Here is a 15,612-nt window from a genome sequence, read left to right as displayed (position 1 = left end):
GTTTTATCGACGTATTTTGCGCTGGCGACTTGGCTCGGGGGTAAGACAAAGGGTGCGAGGCGAGTTTGTAAGCAGTTCGCTGCCGGTAGCAGTAACGATCACCGTGTCCTCGACCATCATCCCTCCCCATCCGATCTCGTAATAAGGTGTCTCCAGACAGAGAACCATGCCCTCCTCGAGAATGGTTTCGCTGGCCGGTCCAATGAGCGGGAATTCATGTGGACGAAGCCCTAGCCCGTGACCGCAGTGGTTGCGTTGATAGTTGGGCAAGGCACCGGCCCTAACCTCTCGCATTGCTACCTCGAAGACCGTCTTGGCAGGGATGCCGGCGCGCACAATGTCCAATTCCGCCAGTTCACCACGCAACAACGCTTCATATCTTTCGACGGCTAGGAAGCCGGGATCTCCCACAGCGTATGTGCGAGCCATGTCCGAGTAATAGCCATTGACTGACACACCAATGTCCAACCGAACAATGTCGCCCAGCTGCAGGACGCGATCGCTGGCGTAGGCATCGACTCGCGACCCGCGTTCGCCCGACGTGACAACAAGGAACCTGGGCACGCCGGCGCCGAGCGTGACATGCCTCGATATCTCAGCGGCGATTTCGACCTCGGTTGTTCCTGGTCGCACCAAATCGATGATGGACGTTATCGCCGTGTCCGTCAGTTTGGACACATAGCGCATGACCTCAAGCTCGCCCGGCAGCTTGACGGCCCTGCAACGCCGCAGGCGCTCGGCTATCGGGCATTGGCCCGCATCCGGCAGTGCCGTCTCGACAACCGCGTTCAGCTCCAATCTGCCGAGGTCATGTCCGATACGCTTCACACTGTTTAGATTTGACAGCACAGTCGCCAATGCAAGGGCCGGGGACGCGCTAGGTGGCGGCAAGCTTGCGAAGGTCGCATCGCCTTCCGACTCGAAGACGAAGAAGGCTCCATACCTCCATATTGAGTTGGGGTCGGACAACACCTCCAATGCCGCTGGTGCGTCACTCGCCCCGGTGACGAGAAAGATGCTGTCGCGGGTAGCAACGAGCATCTGCGTGTATGGCGGCATGTCCTGCAAGACGGACCGGTATCCTGAAAGATAGCCGATGTGGACCGGGTCATCAGTGACGACGGCATCGAGGTCCGGATTCAACGTGAAAAATCTATCCCGGCATTGCCGTCCCAATACGCTTTGTTCGCGCAGCAAGGGGGTCATTAGTGAAAATGTTCCTATATTTGCAACAATACCATGTATTTTTGATGCAGTGCGCCCTCTGTGTCAAATGCGAAAAACGCCGATTCGTTTGGGTGAAAGAGGCTTGACATGCCAAATCGTTCCGTTTTTAATATCACCGTTCCGATAAAAGGAACAGTAGCTGCCACCTAAGGCGCCTTTTCAAAACGGGCTCAGTGGTTCCAATCGGGGTTACGAGCCAGCTGCGGAGCGCAACATGTCGCCAAGTCAGGCTCACCGTGAGACGCTGTGCGTGATCTCGCCCGCAGCCCATCTCGATGGCTTCGCCAGCCTGTCAACACCTGTCTATCGCGCCTCGACGATCCTTTTCCCAACCGCCTCCGACTATCGTCACCGTGCAGACCGTGCCCCCGACGGGTACACGTACGGCCTGTCCGGAACGCCGACCACCAGGGCCCTGGAAGAACAAATCGCCTCGCTCCACGGCGCTCGCCGGTCTATCGTTGTTCCCTCTGGTCAGGCGGCAATCACGTTTGCGATGCTGGCCATCCTTTCGACGGGTGACCACCTTCTTGTTGCTGACAACGTCTATCCGCCAGTCAAGCAGTTTTGCCGTGAGATCTTGTCGACACTCGGCATCGAAGCCGAGCTGTTTGATCCGGCAGATCCGCAGGATATGCAGGCACGCATCCAACCTGGCCGCACGAAGCTTGTCTGGCTGGAGTCTCCTGGCTCGACCACGATGGAAGTCGCCGACATTCCCGAGCTCTCCCGGCTTGCGAAGGCTTCGGGCGCGTTCGTTGGTTGCGACAACACCTGGGCGACAGGCCTTCTGTGCAGGCCGCTCGAGCTTGGCGCCGACTTGGTGTCTGAAGCCCTGACAAAGTATTGCGGCGGTCATTCCGACCTTTTGCTGGGCGCAATTGTAACCAACGAGCCCGGCCTCCACGAGCGCATACGGCGCTCGTTGAGCATCTTGGGTGTCGGGGTTTCACCCGATGAATGCTCCCTCGCAATCAGAGGCATACAGACCATGGCCGTCCGCCTGCAGCATGCTGGTGACAAGGCACTCCAGTTCGCTGCGCGCATAGCCAACCGCTATCCCTTCAAAGTCTTGCATCCAGCTCTTCCCGAATGCGCGGGACATTACGTCTGGAAGCGCGATTTCAGAGGAAGTGCCGGTGTTTTCAGCATCCAGCTGCCCGATGTGGCCGCCGATCGAATCGATGAAGCAATCGACCGTGTGAAAACCTTTGCCATTGGAGCCTCATGGGGTGGCACCAGAAGCATCATTGCTCCGATGGAGATCGGCGCTGATCGGCACCTGAAGCAGCGCGAAGGTGCCGCGACCTATCTGCGGGTAAGCGTCGGCCTGGAAGCGGCAAGCGATCTTTGGGCCGACCTGGAGCAGATGCTGGATCATGTCCTTAAACATCATGCGTCCTCAAGAACATTGATCGCGTCAAATCGGGAGTAGGTCATGCGGTTGGCAGGAAAAGTTGCGATCATCTCCGGCGCCGCCCAAGGCATCGGCGAGGCTTGCGCGCGTGTCTTTGCAAAAGAGGGCGCGCATGTGGTCCTGGGCGACATCCAAGGTGATTTGATCGAACGCATCGCGGCATCGATAAATCAGGGTGACGGCAGTGCCGTTGGAGCTCATCTCGACGTAAGCGATCCAGTCTCGGTTCAGCGCTTCGTTGGCTTGGCGAACGAACACTTCGGCGGCATCGACATCTGTGTATGCAATGCTGGAGTCAGTCGGCCGAAACCATTTCTCGAACTCACCCCGGAGGAATGGGACCTTACCCTCAAAATCAACTTGGGCGGAGCCTTCCTGCTAGGTCAGGCAGCCGCCAGAACGATGGTGGCGGCCAACCGTGCTGGCTCAATCATCAATATGTCTTCGATTAACGCGGTCGTGGCCATCGAGGGGATCGCTCCTTACTGCGCCAGCAAGGGCGGCGTGAACCAACTGACCAAGGCCATGTCTCTCGCCCTCGCCAGCCAGGGTATCCGGGTCAACGCCATCGGCCCTGGCACCATCAGCACCGAAATGGTCACGGCAAGGGCGACGCCGGAAAGCAAGCGCATGCAACTCTCTCGCACGCCTCTGGGCCGGATGGGAGAGGCCGAGGAGATCGCGCGTGTCGCGCTCTTTCTTGCCTCGGATGACTCTTCCTACGTGACGGGCGAGGTCATCTATGCCGATGGCGGCCGGTTGGCGCTCAACTACACGGTTCCGGTCAAGGAATAAGAGGGAGGAAAGGCCAGGTCGATCTTGTTTGATCACCTGGGCCGAATAAGCACGATGAGGATTGGCCTGATCATCAATCCGGTTGCAGGGATGGGCGGCTCCGTCGGCCTTAAGGGCACTGACGGAGACGCGATGCTCAAGCGTGCACAAGAACTGGGCGCGGCGCGCATCGCCGCCAAACGTGCTCTTCGTGCTCTTCGGATACTGGCCGATGCAAACCTGCCTGTCCGTTTCCTCGCACCAGGCGGTGAAATGGGAGGAGACACCCTGGCGGCGAGCGGATTGATCTCGGACCTCTTCGAGTTGGGGTCGGGTTTCTCTCCTGGTTCCACCAAGGCAGCGGCGCAGAAGCTTCTCGAAGCACATGTGGACTTGTTGGTCTTCGCCGGCGGCGACGGCACGGCCCGCGACATCCTGGAAGTAATCGGCAGGGAACTGCCCGTCATAGGTATTCCGGCCGGCGTCAAGATGCATTCCGGCGTTTTTGCCCTGACCCCCGAAGCGGCTGGCAGACTGCTTGTCGACTTGGCGATCCAGGACAGTGCTCGACGGGACTTCGACGAAGCTGAGGTCATGGATATCGACGAGGATCTGCTTCGCGCTGGACACCTGAACGCGCGATTGTTCGGGTACATGAACGTGCCCCGTGTACGCGGGCTCGTCCAAACGGCGAAGTCATCAGGATTCTCAACCGACGACCTACAGCTGAGATTGCTGGGGCGCGAAATCGCTGGCGAAATGGAACCAGCGGTTACCTATCTCATCGGGCCAGGCACGACCGCCAAACGTCCGCTTGATGCGATGGGTCTCGGTGGAACCCTGCTTGGAGTGGATGCTGTAAGGGACCGGCAGCTCGTTGGCACCGATCTCACCTCAGATCAAGCGATCAGTCTCGCAAGGCAAGGGCCCGTCGGCGTCATCGTCGGTATCACCGGCGGTCAGGGTTTCGTTTGCGGACGCGGCAACCAGCAGATTGGACCGGACCTTATCAGGAAGGTTTGGCCGCATCGCTTCACCATGCTCGCAGGTGCAGAGAAACTCCAAAAACTGCGTAGACCTGAGCTCATCCTGGATACCGGCTGCGCGGAATTGGACGCCGGGATGCGCGGCTACGCCCGCGTTCGCACCGGTCCGAAGCGATCGATGATCATGCAACTCGTCTAACCGAAACTGCAAAACGGCTGAACATGGAAATGATCCAGGAAGATAACAAAGGCCAAAACGATCGCACGAGCGAAATGCGCTCCGACGCGCTCCCGTATCCGAACAGATTTGCGGGCACGTCCTCCAGAACGTCGCATCCTTGGATGGCAAGCTCTGCGCCGGGTCAGTTGGAAGCGATGCTGCGCGAGATCGGGGCGGCCAGCCCACGCGAGCTTTTTGAACAGATTCCGGCAGACCACTTCCGCAAAGCACCCCTTGAGCTGCCGGCGCCTATCACTTCGGAAGTGGAGCTGCGTCGCGTGCTTCGGTCCAAACTTTCCAAGAACCGGGACTGCGAGCAGAACCTTAGCTTTCTGGGCGCCGGCGTGTGGCAACATTTCGTCCCGGGCGTCGTCGACGAAATCGTCTCTCGCACTGAGTTCTCCACCAACATCTGGGGTTCGGCACAGTCGGATGTCGGCCGCAACCAGGCCTGGTTCGAATTCAGCAGCCAACTTGGCGCGCTCCTGAACATGGATGTGGTTCAGTTGCCTGTCTATTCGTGGGGGTGCGCCGCCGGCCACGCTATACGCATGGCCGCCAGGATGACGGGACGCAACAAAATCCTGGTGAGCGCCCTGTCCGATCCTGAGCGGCTGGCCGTGATCCGCACATATTGCGGCCCGCGCGACATGGAACGCAACATCGAACTGGTAACGGTGGCGTGCGATCCGAAAGACGGTCGTCTGGACATCAAGGATCTCAACGCGAAGCTCGACCGGTCGGTCGCGGCGGTCTATTTCGAGAACCCCGCTTATCTTGGCACTCTCGAGACGCGGGCGGCCGCGATTGCAGCCGCCGCCCGCAAGGTTGAGGCAGAGACCATCGTCGGCGTTGATCCGCTCTCATTGGGGATCTTCGCGCCACCTGCCGACTACGGCGCCGACATCGTGGTCGGCCCTACTCAACCGCTCGGCGTCCACATGAACGGCGGCGGTGGCACAGGCGGCTTCATCGCAACGCACGACAATGAACGCTATGTACGCCAGTACAACGGCTTCCTCGTGTCGATCGACGAGACCATTACTGCCGGAGAATATGCATTCGGCCTCTCTCATTTTCATCAAACGTCCTATGGCTCACGAGAGTCGGGAAATGATTGGACCGGTACCTCGGTCTATTTGTGGGCGGTAGCGAACGCCGCCTATATGAGCCTGCTCGGTCCCAAAGGGTTCGAGGAACTCGGCGCCCTGATCCTGGCTCGCGCACGCTTTGCTGCCAGGCGGCTTGGCGCGGTTCGCGGTGTGCGAATCCTTTGGCCCGAAAACCATTTCAAGGAATTCGTCGTCAACTTCGACGGCACGGGCAAATCGGTGCGAGAGATCAACGACGCGCTGAGAGCCGATGGCATTTTCGGCGGCAAGGACATCTCAAACGAATTGCCCCAATTCGGCCAGTCCTCGCTTTTCTGCGTGACGGAAATTCACGGCGCGGCCGACATCGAGCGTCTCGTGACCAGCCTGGAAAGAATCCTTTGATGCGCAAACAGAACGAACTTCGGCAGTTTCATGCGGCCAGGTGGAACGAACCCATCGTCATGGAGCTTGGGCGGCCGGGTGCGCGAGGTCAGGTCTATGGGCAGCCGGAGGCGGTTGTCAGCAAGACGGTGGGTGACACACGCGATCTGATCCCCCCGGAATTGGTGCGCAAGCGTTCCCCCGACATGCCCGAGCTCACCGAGTTCGAGGTGCAGCGGCATTTCCTCCACTTAAGCCAGCAGACGCTCGGCATGATGGGCATCAGCCTGTTCGGCACCTGCACGATGAAGTACTCCAGCAAGATGGCTGAGGCCGAGACAGTGCGTGCTCAGGTCTCCGAAACCCATCCCTACCAGCATGGGGATACACTTCAGGGAACCCTGGAAGTCATTCACGACCTCGACAGGACCCTGCGCGTCCTGTCCGGCATGGACCAGTTCGTCTTCCAGGCCGGCGGTGGAGCGGACGCTGCTTATACGATGTGCGCCGTGGCGCGCGCCTATTTCCAGGCGAAGGGAGAGCTGGATGTACGTGATGAGGTCATAACATCGGTGCAGGCCCATCCGTGCAATCCCGCAACGGCCGCCGCCGCAGGGTTCAAGGTCATCAATCTTCCTCTCACCGAGACCGGCTACCCGTCCCTTGAGGCGCTCAAGGCTGCAGTCAGCGAGCGCACCGCCATGTTGATGATCGGCAATCCCGACGACATGGGCATCTACAATCCGCAGATCAAAGAGTGGGTGCGCATCGTCAAAGAGGCCGGAGGTTTGAGCTTCTATGACCACGCCAACTTCAACGGCGTCATGGGCAAACTCGCTGCGCGGGAGCTTGGCTTCGACGCATGCATGTTCATGCTGCACAAGACCTTCGGCGGCGCAAAGGGCGGCGGCGGACCGGCCGTGGGGGCCTTCGGATGCTCCCCGGAGCTTGCGCCGTTCCTTCCGGCTCCGGTCGTCGTCAAGGTAGGCGACAAGTATCATGCCGATATGGATCGTCCGCAATCATGCGGGAAGATCCGGGAATTTTGGGGCAACGTGCCGCTGATGGTGCGAGCATATGCCTGGACAAGGTCCCTGGGTGCCGAAGGCATTGACCTTGCGTCCGATATCTCGGTCGTCGCCAACAACTACATCGATCACAAGCTTTCCTCCATTCGCGGTCTCCAGAAGTCCCATCCCGAGATCAAGAAATGGCGCATGGAAATGACGCGCTGGGGACTTGGCCCGATGAAGCTGGACACTGGTGTCGGTACCGCCGCGGCGGCAAACAGACTGGCTGATTTCGGAATCGATCCCTGGTGGATGAGCCACGAGCCTTGGATTCTCGACGAACCGTTTACGCCAGAGGCGGGAGAACTCTGGTCGAAGGACGACATTGATCAGTGGATCGCGGCGGTACAGCGAATATCGGACGAAGCCTATTCCGACCCGGCAATCATTCTGAATGCTCCCTACAACCAGCCGATTTCGAAGGCGAAGGGAACCTGGCCGGGCGATCCGGACAGATGGGCGATGACTTGGCGCGCTTATGTGCGGAAGCACCGGGGCGCTGAGCTCGAAGGAAACACGGCGGCCTGAGGACGCTGGCTGCCCCCGACTAAGGAAGAGGACACGAAATTGGACGCTCGAATTTCAAACGATCAGCTTGCCGAATGGGATCGGCAAAACTTCATGCACCCGATTACGGCCTACGGCGCGTTCGAACGGCAAGAAGTTACTAGCACTGTCATGTCGAGAGGCGAGGGTGTGTTCGTCGAGGACCGCGACGGCCGCAAGAAGTTGGATGCCTTTGCCGGGCTTTACTGCGTCAACGTCGGTTACGGCCGGACAGAGATCGCGGATGCCATCGCCGAACAGGCCCGCAAACTGGCATACTTTCATGCCTATGGCGGCCACGGCACCGAAGCATCCATCACACTGGCCAAGATGATACTGGACCGTGCTCCCAAACACATGTCCAAAGTGTATTTCGGCCTCAGCGGATCGGATGCCAACGAAACCAACATCAAACTCGTTTGGTACTACAACGAGGTGAAGGGACGCCCTGAGAAGAAGAAGATCATCAGCCGCTGGCGGGCATATCACGGCTCTGGGCTGATCAGTGGTTCGCTGACTGGACTACCGCTCTTCCACAAGCAGTTCGGCCTGCCGTTGGAATATGTCAAACACACCGAGGCGCCTTACGGTCTGCGTCGGCCCGACCCAGAGATGAGCGACGAGGCCTTCGTGGACTACCTCGCGCAACGGCTCGAGGAACTGATCGCTAAGGAAGGCGCCGACACCATCGCGGCTTTCATCGGCGAACCAGTGCTTGGAACCGGAGGGATCGTGCCGCCACCGGCAGGCTATTGGGATCGTATTCAGCCCATTCTGAAGAAGTACGACATCCTTCTCATTGCCGACGAAGTGGTGACAGGTTTCGGTCGACTGGGTTCGATGTTCGGAAGCGAGCACTATAACATCCGGCCCGATATCATAACCATCGCCAAGGGGTTGACGTCGGCCTACGCGCCCCTGTCCGGGTCTATCGTATCTGAAGATGTCTGGAGCGTTATCCGCGACGGCACCAACACACATGGGCCCTTTGGGCACGGATGGACATACTCCGCCCACCCGCTTTGCGCGGCCGCGGGCGTCGCGAACCTCAAGCTTATCGATGAAATGGGGCTGGTAGCCAATGCCCGCGAGGTCGGTGGCTACCTGAAGGCCGAACTCACCTCCGCTCTCGTCAACCACCCCGCGGTGGTGGAGGTACGGGGTGAAGGGTTGATGTGCGCTGTCGAACTCGCTTCCCTTAAAGATGGCAAGTCGGCATTCAACCCAAGCGACACTGTCGTTCCGCGCATCGTCGCCGAGATCGGCCGAAAGGGTGTGATTGCCAGGCCGATGCCGCAAGCGGACGTGATCGGCTACGCACCGCCACTATGCCTGACCAAATCCGAGGCGGACATCATCGTGGGTGCGACCCGCGACGCGATTGAAGAGTTCAGTTTTCCGGCGTGAGCCGGGCAAAGGAACGCCAAGCCCAATCGTTCGCTTCAGAAAGCGCAGAGCGACGCGGGCTTGGCTAGGAGGCCGTAGACAATCCAACTCAAAATGAAAGGGGAATGAAATGTCTGACAAGAACAAACTATTCGATAACAGCGACAATATCGCTGAGGAGCGCAGGGACTACATTTTTCGGTCGGCCGGGCTCGACCGAAGACAGTTCCTTTTCGCGTCCGGCGCTCTCGCAGCCGGAGCTACTCTGGCGTCCTGGGCGCCACCCGCACATGCCGAAGTCGGGGGCCAGCTCGAAATCATGGCCTATGAAGGCTATGCAATGGAAAAGGAGACTGAAGCCTGGCGCAAGGCGCACAATGTCAACATGCGCTCGACTGTTATCGCGAGCCAGGATGATGTCACCGCTAAGTTCGTGGGCGACCCGGTCAGGCTGGATCTGGCCGAGTATTCCAACGGCTATAACGACCTCTTCAGTGGCATGGGTATCCTGAAGGAAATCGATCTGTCCAAGATCCCGAACTTCAACGCCAACGACGTGTATCCCCCGTTCTTCAACGGCGAAATGTGGAAATGGGACAACAAGCAGTGGGGTATCCCGTGGACCTGGGGCGTCGATACGATCGTCCTCAATCCGAGCGCCGTCGGGTTCGAGGTGACCAGCTACAAGGACCTTTTGCGGCCGGAATTGAAGGGCAAGATCGCGTTCATGGACAGCCCGCTCACCGCGTGGCCCCAGATGGCCAAGATCGCCGGATACCGCGACAAGTTCCCGAACCTCACCAAGGAAGAGGTCGCGGATGTCTTCGCGAAGTTGCAGCCATACCGTGAGCAATCGAAGGTGTTCGCGACATCAGCCGGCGACATGGTCTCTCTTTTCGCCAATGGCGAGATCGCCGCATGCTTCAACGTGTGGACCGCGCTTCCGATCGAGCTGGCAAAGCAGAACGTGAACACGGTCGCGATCTTCCCGGTAGAGGGTCCGGCGGTGTGGGTGGACGCATGGTTCATCACCAAGACCGCGGAAAACGTCGACACCGCCCACGCCTACATCAACCAGTTGCTTACTCCCGAGGTGCAGGCCGCTTGTGCCAAGAACAACGCGGTTTGCTCGGTATCAAAAAAGGCGCCGCCGCTGATGGACGCAAACACGCGCAAGCTCTTCGACTACGATAACTTCGATGCGAAGTTCGGCTCCGCCAAGATCTACGGCCAGCCACCCCGCAAATCTGACAAGTTCGCCACTTATGACGACTGGCTGCAGGCCTGGTCGAGCTTCAAGTCGGGTTTCTAACCATCATAAGGGGTGCGGCTGCAGACTGGCCGCACCCCACACCCTGGTTCCGGTCATGGACGGCGAGACAAAGACCAGCATGCTCACAGGCTATACAAACCGTTTGACTGCGAGGCCGGGCGAGGCCCTGTCCTTCATGGTGAGTTCCCCTTCGGGCGCATATCATGCCCAACTCTATCGCATTTTCCAGGGCGACAGGGATCCGGCAGGGCCGGGCGAAAAACTCCTGCCAATCGATGTTTCGCTAAACGGTTCCTACGAGGGCGGCGAGCAGCAAATCAGGCCAGGCTCATACATCGAAATCGCGGCCAGCAACCATCTGGCGCTCCACGGCGATTTCACGGTGTTCCTCTGGGTGTTTCCGACCCTCCAGAACGGCAGGGAACAGGTGCTGCTATCGCGGGAGGATGACGCTGGTCGGGGCTATCGCCTGGGACTGGACAGCAGTGGCCGAACCTTCTTTCAGTCGGGTGAGCGGCGCGTCACTGCATGCCATCAGTTGGAGACCGGCCGATGGCAGTGGATCGGCGTTTCCTACTTGGCAAGCACGTATGGTTTGACCATCCACTCTGGACGCCATTTTAAAGATCCGACCCTGGAAACGGTCGCGCCGACGACCTTGCAACTGGTCGTTCAATCGCCGTCCATGGACGTGGCGCTGTTCCTTGCAGGTAGGGGACAGGCAGGCTATGCGCAAGATAGCTTCAACGGCAGGATCGCCAGTCCGGTTGTCTACGGTCGCTGCCTTCCGAACCATGAAATCGACGCTCTCGCGCTGATTGGCGATCACTCCGAGTTTGTGTCCATCGCCGATTGCCTCGCGGCTTGGGATTTCAACATCGGCCATGAAGGCACCCTGATTCACGACGCCTCCGCGAACGCGCTTCACGGGACAACCAGGCAAAGGCCGATGCGCGCGATCACGGGGCCGCACTGGACCGGCGCGATCGACGATTTCCGGTTTGACCGAAACGGATACTCGGCGATCCATTTTCATCGGGATGGCCTCACCGATGCGAATTGGAACGAAAGCTTTTCCTTCACCGTGCCTGAAAACCTGACGAGCGGTATCTACATCGTGCGCATTACCGCGGGCGACGAATACGATGATATTCCGTTCGTTGTTTCGCCGCCTCTAGGGCAAAGGCAAGCGGACGTCGCATTGTTGGTGCCGACCTTCACTTACCTCGCCTATGGAAACTATCCCAGCCGCGGCATCGATGGCATCAAGTGCCTTTATGATCTCTACGAGGATAGCACCGGGGTTCCTCACGCATCCGGTTTGCACCCGATTCCGACGATCCGGCCCCATAGAGGATTCGTCCTTACGACGGAGGGCATCCCCTTTGCGCGCCATCTAAGCGCCGATCTCTATTTCCTCGATTGGGCGAACGAACGCGATCTGGCGATCGACGTCATTACCGATCACGATCTGCATGAGTTCGGGCTAGACCTGCTGAAGCCGTACAAAGGCGTGTTCACCGGATCGCACCCCGAATACGTGTCAGAACAGATGCTCAATGCATTGGAGCGTTATCGCGACACAGGTGGCAGCCTGGCCTACATGGGCGGCAATGGCTTTTACTGGGTCACCTCCGTCGCCCCGGGCGGCTCCTTCATCGAAGTGCGCCGGCCGAACGGTTCGCGTAACTGGACGTCACGGCCGGGCGAGGGCCACAACGCACTTACTGGAGAAATCGCGGGGCTTTGGCGTTTGAGAGGCAGGCCGCCGCAACAACTGGTCGGCGTCGGCTTCACGGCACAAGGATATGATGCGAACGATCATGCCGGACCTCCCCGGCCCCACAATCAAGTCGCGGATCGTGCGGTTCCCATCGCACGCGAGCTTTTCGAAGGCGTGCCCGAAGGCATTCGAATTGGCGACTTCCGAACGCTCGGCATTGGCATTGGCGCGGCAGGGGATGAGATAGACCGTCTCGACTACGCCCTTGGTAGCCCATCACACGCAACCTTGTTGGCCCGCGCCGAGGGGTTTGCGCCCATGTACCAGCCGGTGATCGAGGACCTGCGCGAATCCAATCAACTCGCGCTACCGCCACCCTATCGGAGCGTTCGGTCGGACATCGTGGCGTTCGAGACGCGCACAGGTGGTTTCGTCTTTTCGGTCGGAACCATGCAGTGGTTCAGCGCGCTCTATCACGATGACTATAAAAACTCAGTTTCGCAGATCACCGAGAACGTGTTCAGGAAGATGCTGGGGGGCGCACCGCCGACCCGCGGCTAGGACGCGCGCTGTGGTGGTTTTGGGTTTTGGTGGTTGGTCCGGCGCTTTCGCCGTGATTCGCCATGAGGGATGCCGATAAGATAGCAAATGTATCAAACTGCGTTGCGCGTGGCTGATGGGCAAGACGGCGCTAAGTCAGCCGAAGTCGTTAGAGATTTTCCTGCCAGCTGATCCCATCTTGGGGTTGCGTGGACCTGTCTTCAGGCGGGCTAGTCTCGCAAGTGAGACGACGGCCTAATCTCGAAAGCCGTCTCACCGAGCGTCTCAGATGCTGAGACGTTGTCGATAAAATTTATATATTTCAATTGCTTAATGGTTCTCCAAAAATCTGGCATGCATAATGCATGGCTTGGGTAACTGCTCCCTGAGAGCGAAAGGGGAACTGCGAAGCCGATGACGAAAGTTCGCTTTGAGCGTGTCTCCAAGATGTTTGGAGACTACACCGCGGTACAAGAACTCAATTTCGAGATCAACGACGGCGAGTTTCTTGTGCTCGTTGGCCCTTCGGGTTGCGGCAAGACAACCACCTTGAGAATGCTCGCGGGGCTGGAGACGCCGTCCTATGGGCGTATCTGGATAGACGACAAGGACGTGACACTGCTTCCTCCTGGCGAGCGGGGCATCTCAATGGTCTTCCAGAGTTATGCCCTCTATCCGCATATGACGGTCGCGAAGAACCTGTCATTCGGCATGGAAGTCAGGCATGAGCCGAAGGCTGAACGCGCCGTGCGAGTGCGGCGCGTTGCCGAGATGCTTGGCCTCACTTCCATGCTGGATCGAAAGCCTGCCGCGCTCTCCGGCGGACAGAGGCAGCGTGTGGCTCTCGGCCGCGCCATGATCCATGAGCCGAAGCTCTTTCTCTTGGATGAGCCGCTCTCCAACCTGGATGCCGCGCTTCGCACCCAGATGCGGTTTGAAATCTCCGACCTACAGAAGAGGTTAGGGGTCCCGACCGTCTATGTGACGCACGATCAGGTCGAGGCAATGACCATGGGTCATCGCATTGCCGTGTTTGCTCGCGGTCACCTCATGCAGATCGGCACGCCGCAAGAGCTATTCCGCAACCCGATGAACCGCGAAGTCGCCAGTTTCATCGGTTCTCCGAAGATGAATATCGTGGATGGCGATCTCTTCGGGATCGAATCGCGCGCTTCCGTTCGGCTGCTCGGCGGTTCTTTCAAGCTGTCGGACGTCCAGGTCGCGGCCCTCTCGTCGAAGGCGAAACCCAAAGTGCAGGGCGGCATCAGACCCCAAGACCTGCATTGGATGCAGGACGCCCCGTCGCGCTGCGATCAGCGCATTTCGGGCCGGGTCGTCAGCATCGAGACCACGGGCGCCGAATCCTTCGTCATGGTCAAGATCGACGAGGATCTGGTGAATGCAAAGTTCCCAAGCTTTGCTCCCGTGAAAGTGGACGACACCGTCGATTTGGCGTTCGACGTCCACGACCTGCACCTATTCGACCCAGAAACTGGCGACGCGCTGCTGACGACCGACGTCAGTGCCACCAAATCGCGCAACCTGTCGCCCTCCGATCCATCTCTAACCGTGCAGCACAAATAAGGGGAAAAGCATGCGCAATCGAAATAAAATGTCGAAGTCGGTTATTCTTGGGTCTCTTGCGATCACGGCAACAATGATTGCTTTTCTGGCGCCGGCCACCGCACAGGAAAAGATCACCCTCAGGGTCGCCTATTCCCAGGACTTCGTTCCGCTTACTCCCGAGCTGGGGAAAGCCTATTGGGCAAGCATAATTGACCAGTTCCAGAAGGCAAATCCTAACGTCACCATCGAAGCCATCCCGGTCCCCGGCAGCTACAAGGACTTCGAAAACAAGATGGGTTTGCTCTATCGCTCGCCCGATACGGCTCCTGACTTGGCGGAACTGTCGAACCAGAACATCGTCCAGTGGATCGAAAGCGGCTATCTGGCTGACCTGAGCGAATATGCGGCCAAGGCCGACTGGTACAAGACGATCCCGGATTCCGTGAAGGCCGAGTACACGCTCGACGGCAAAACATATGGGATCAGTCACGGCGAGAACGAGATGGGTCTGCTTTATGACAAGACCCTCTTCAAGAAGGCCGGCATTGCAATGCCCTGGGAGCCGAAGACCTGGAAGGATGTTCTCGACGCCGCCCGCAAGATCAAGTCGTCGAGCCCTGACGCCTGGCCTCTCTGGCTGTCTACTGGCACTGCGCAGGGTGCAAGTGCGGCATCCTACGGTCCGAACAGCCTGTTGCTTGGGTCATCCGATCCGACCATCTACGATGCCTCCAGCCAGAAGTGGGTGGTAGACAGCAAGGGAATCCGTGAGGTGATCGATGCGTACCGGACCGCGTCGGCCGAAGGACTGCTGGCGCCGGCGTCCCAACTCCTGAACGCCACCGCCATCGCGACACCGCCCACAGAGATTCCCAACCATCATATCGGCATCACGCTGGCCGGTAACTGGTTCAGCCTGCAATGGGTCAAAAAGGTTTCTGCGCCCTACTCTCCGAACGCCAAGGACGAGGTGGGGTATGCTCCCTTGCCCACCGTCAATGGCCAGGCACCCGGCGTTGGATCCGCGCTCAGCGGCTGGGGCAGCTCAATCTACGCCAATTCCAAGAACAAGGACATCGCCTGGAAGTTCATCGAGCTCCAGATGACCAAGGACAATCTTCTGATGGCGGCCTTCAACGGATGGACTCCGCCCACGCCTGAAGCCTCCAACGACAAGGACTGGCTGGCCACCGATCCTTTCCAGGAAGGCTTCCAGAAGATCCTGCCGCTGTCGGTCGGCATACCCCTCAAAGCGGGCTATCCGGTCTGGGCCATGGGCTTCATCACCGCTACCGAGGCTGTGGTCCTGGACCCGACCGTAACGGTCGACGACGCCGTGCAGAAAATGAGCGACTACGTCGCCAACCAGTTGGGGCCGGACCAGGTAATGGTCAAGAAGTAACCCACCT

At 59.0% G+C, this 15,612-nt stretch carries 11 protein-coding genes; 10 read left to right on the top strand and 1 reads right to left on the bottom strand.

What is annotated here, in order from left to right; all coding sequences use genetic code 11:
* Window positions 1-3: 3 nt before the first annotated feature.
* Entirely contained in the window at window positions 4-1,206 is a 1,203-nt protein-coding gene (locus P9217_RS28315) for a Xaa-Pro peptidase family protein (RefSeq protein ID WP_278055815.1), read from the bottom strand.
* A 235-nt stretch (window positions 1,207-1,441) separates the two neighbouring features.
* On the opposite strand from P9217_RS28315, the gene P9217_RS28310 reads away from it, so the two are divergent.
* The 10 genes from P9217_RS28310 to P9217_RS28265 all read left to right on the top strand — a co-directional run bounded on the left by P9217_RS28310 (window position 1,442) and on the right by P9217_RS28265 (window position 15,605).
* The gene (locus P9217_RS28310; RefSeq protein WP_278055813.1) at window positions 1,442-2,662 is read left to right on the top strand and encodes an aminotransferase class I/II-fold pyridoxal phosphate-dependent enzyme; all 1,221 of its coding nucleotides are present in this window, start codon (window positions 1,442-1,444) and stop codon (window positions 2,660-2,662) included.
* 3 nt (window positions 2,663-2,665) lie between these two features.
* Complete coding sequence (locus P9217_RS28305) at window positions 2,666-3,439, top strand: SDR family NAD(P)-dependent oxidoreductase (RefSeq protein WP_278055811.1); 774 nt, start codon at window positions 2,666-2,668, stop codon at window positions 3,437-3,439.
* A 24-nt stretch (window positions 3,440-3,463) separates the two neighbouring features.
* Window positions 3,464-4,603 carry an ATP-NAD kinase family protein gene (locus tag P9217_RS28300; protein ID WP_278055809.1) on the top strand — a complete coding sequence of 380 codons (1,140 nt, stop codon included), beginning with the start codon at window positions 3,464-3,466 and terminating at the stop codon, window positions 4,601-4,603.
* 29 nt (window positions 4,604-4,632) lie between these two features.
* Window positions 4,633-6,120: an aminomethyl-transferring glycine dehydrogenase subunit GcvPA gene (gene gcvPA / locus P9217_RS28295; RefSeq protein WP_278055807.1), complete on the top strand. Its 1,488-nt coding sequence runs from the start codon at window positions 4,633-4,635 to the stop codon at window positions 6,118-6,120.
* Entirely contained in the window at window positions 6,120-7,697 is a 1,578-nt protein-coding gene (gene gcvPB / locus P9217_RS28290) for an aminomethyl-transferring glycine dehydrogenase subunit GcvPB (RefSeq protein WP_278055860.1), read from the top strand. Before gcvPA ends, gcvPB begins: the two co-directional genes overlap by 1 nt.
* Window positions 7,698-7,736: 39 nt before the next feature.
* Complete coding sequence (locus P9217_RS28285) at window positions 7,737-9,122, top strand: aminotransferase (protein WP_278055805.1); 1,386 nt, start codon at window positions 7,737-7,739, stop codon at window positions 9,120-9,122.
* A gap of 109 nt (window positions 9,123-9,231) precedes the next feature.
* Window positions 9,232-10,413 carry an extracellular solute-binding protein gene (locus P9217_RS28280; RefSeq protein WP_278055803.1) on the top strand — a complete coding sequence of 394 codons (1,182 nt, stop codon included), beginning with the start codon at window positions 9,232-9,234 and terminating at the stop codon, window positions 10,411-10,413.
* 55 nt (window positions 10,414-10,468) lie between these two features.
* A complete protein-coding gene (locus tag P9217_RS28275) occupies window positions 10,469-12,658 on the top strand; it encodes a N,N-dimethylformamidase beta subunit family domain-containing protein (RefSeq protein WP_278055802.1) in 2,190 nt (729 codons plus the stop codon).
* 393 nt (window positions 12,659-13,051) lie between these two features.
* Window positions 13,052-14,221, top strand: coding sequence for an ABC transporter ATP-binding protein (locus P9217_RS28270; RefSeq protein ID WP_278055800.1), 1,170 nt, complete (start codon window positions 13,052-13,054; stop codon window positions 14,219-14,221).
* 10 nt (window positions 14,222-14,231) lie between these two features.
* The gene (locus tag P9217_RS28265) at window positions 14,232-15,605 is read left to right on the top strand and encodes an extracellular solute-binding protein (protein ID WP_278055798.1); all 1,374 of its coding nucleotides are present in this window, start codon (window positions 14,232-14,234) and stop codon (window positions 15,603-15,605) included.
* The last annotated feature ends 7 nt before the right edge of the window (window positions 15,606-15,612 follow it).

The organism is Mesorhizobium sp. WSM4989 (genome assembly GCF_029625795.1).
Taxonomy (GTDB): domain Bacteria; phylum Pseudomonadota; class Alphaproteobacteria; order Rhizobiales; family Rhizobiaceae; genus Mesorhizobium.
The sequence above is the reverse complement of the archived record's forward strand: the minus strand, read 5'-3'. Positions and strand labels throughout refer to the sequence as shown.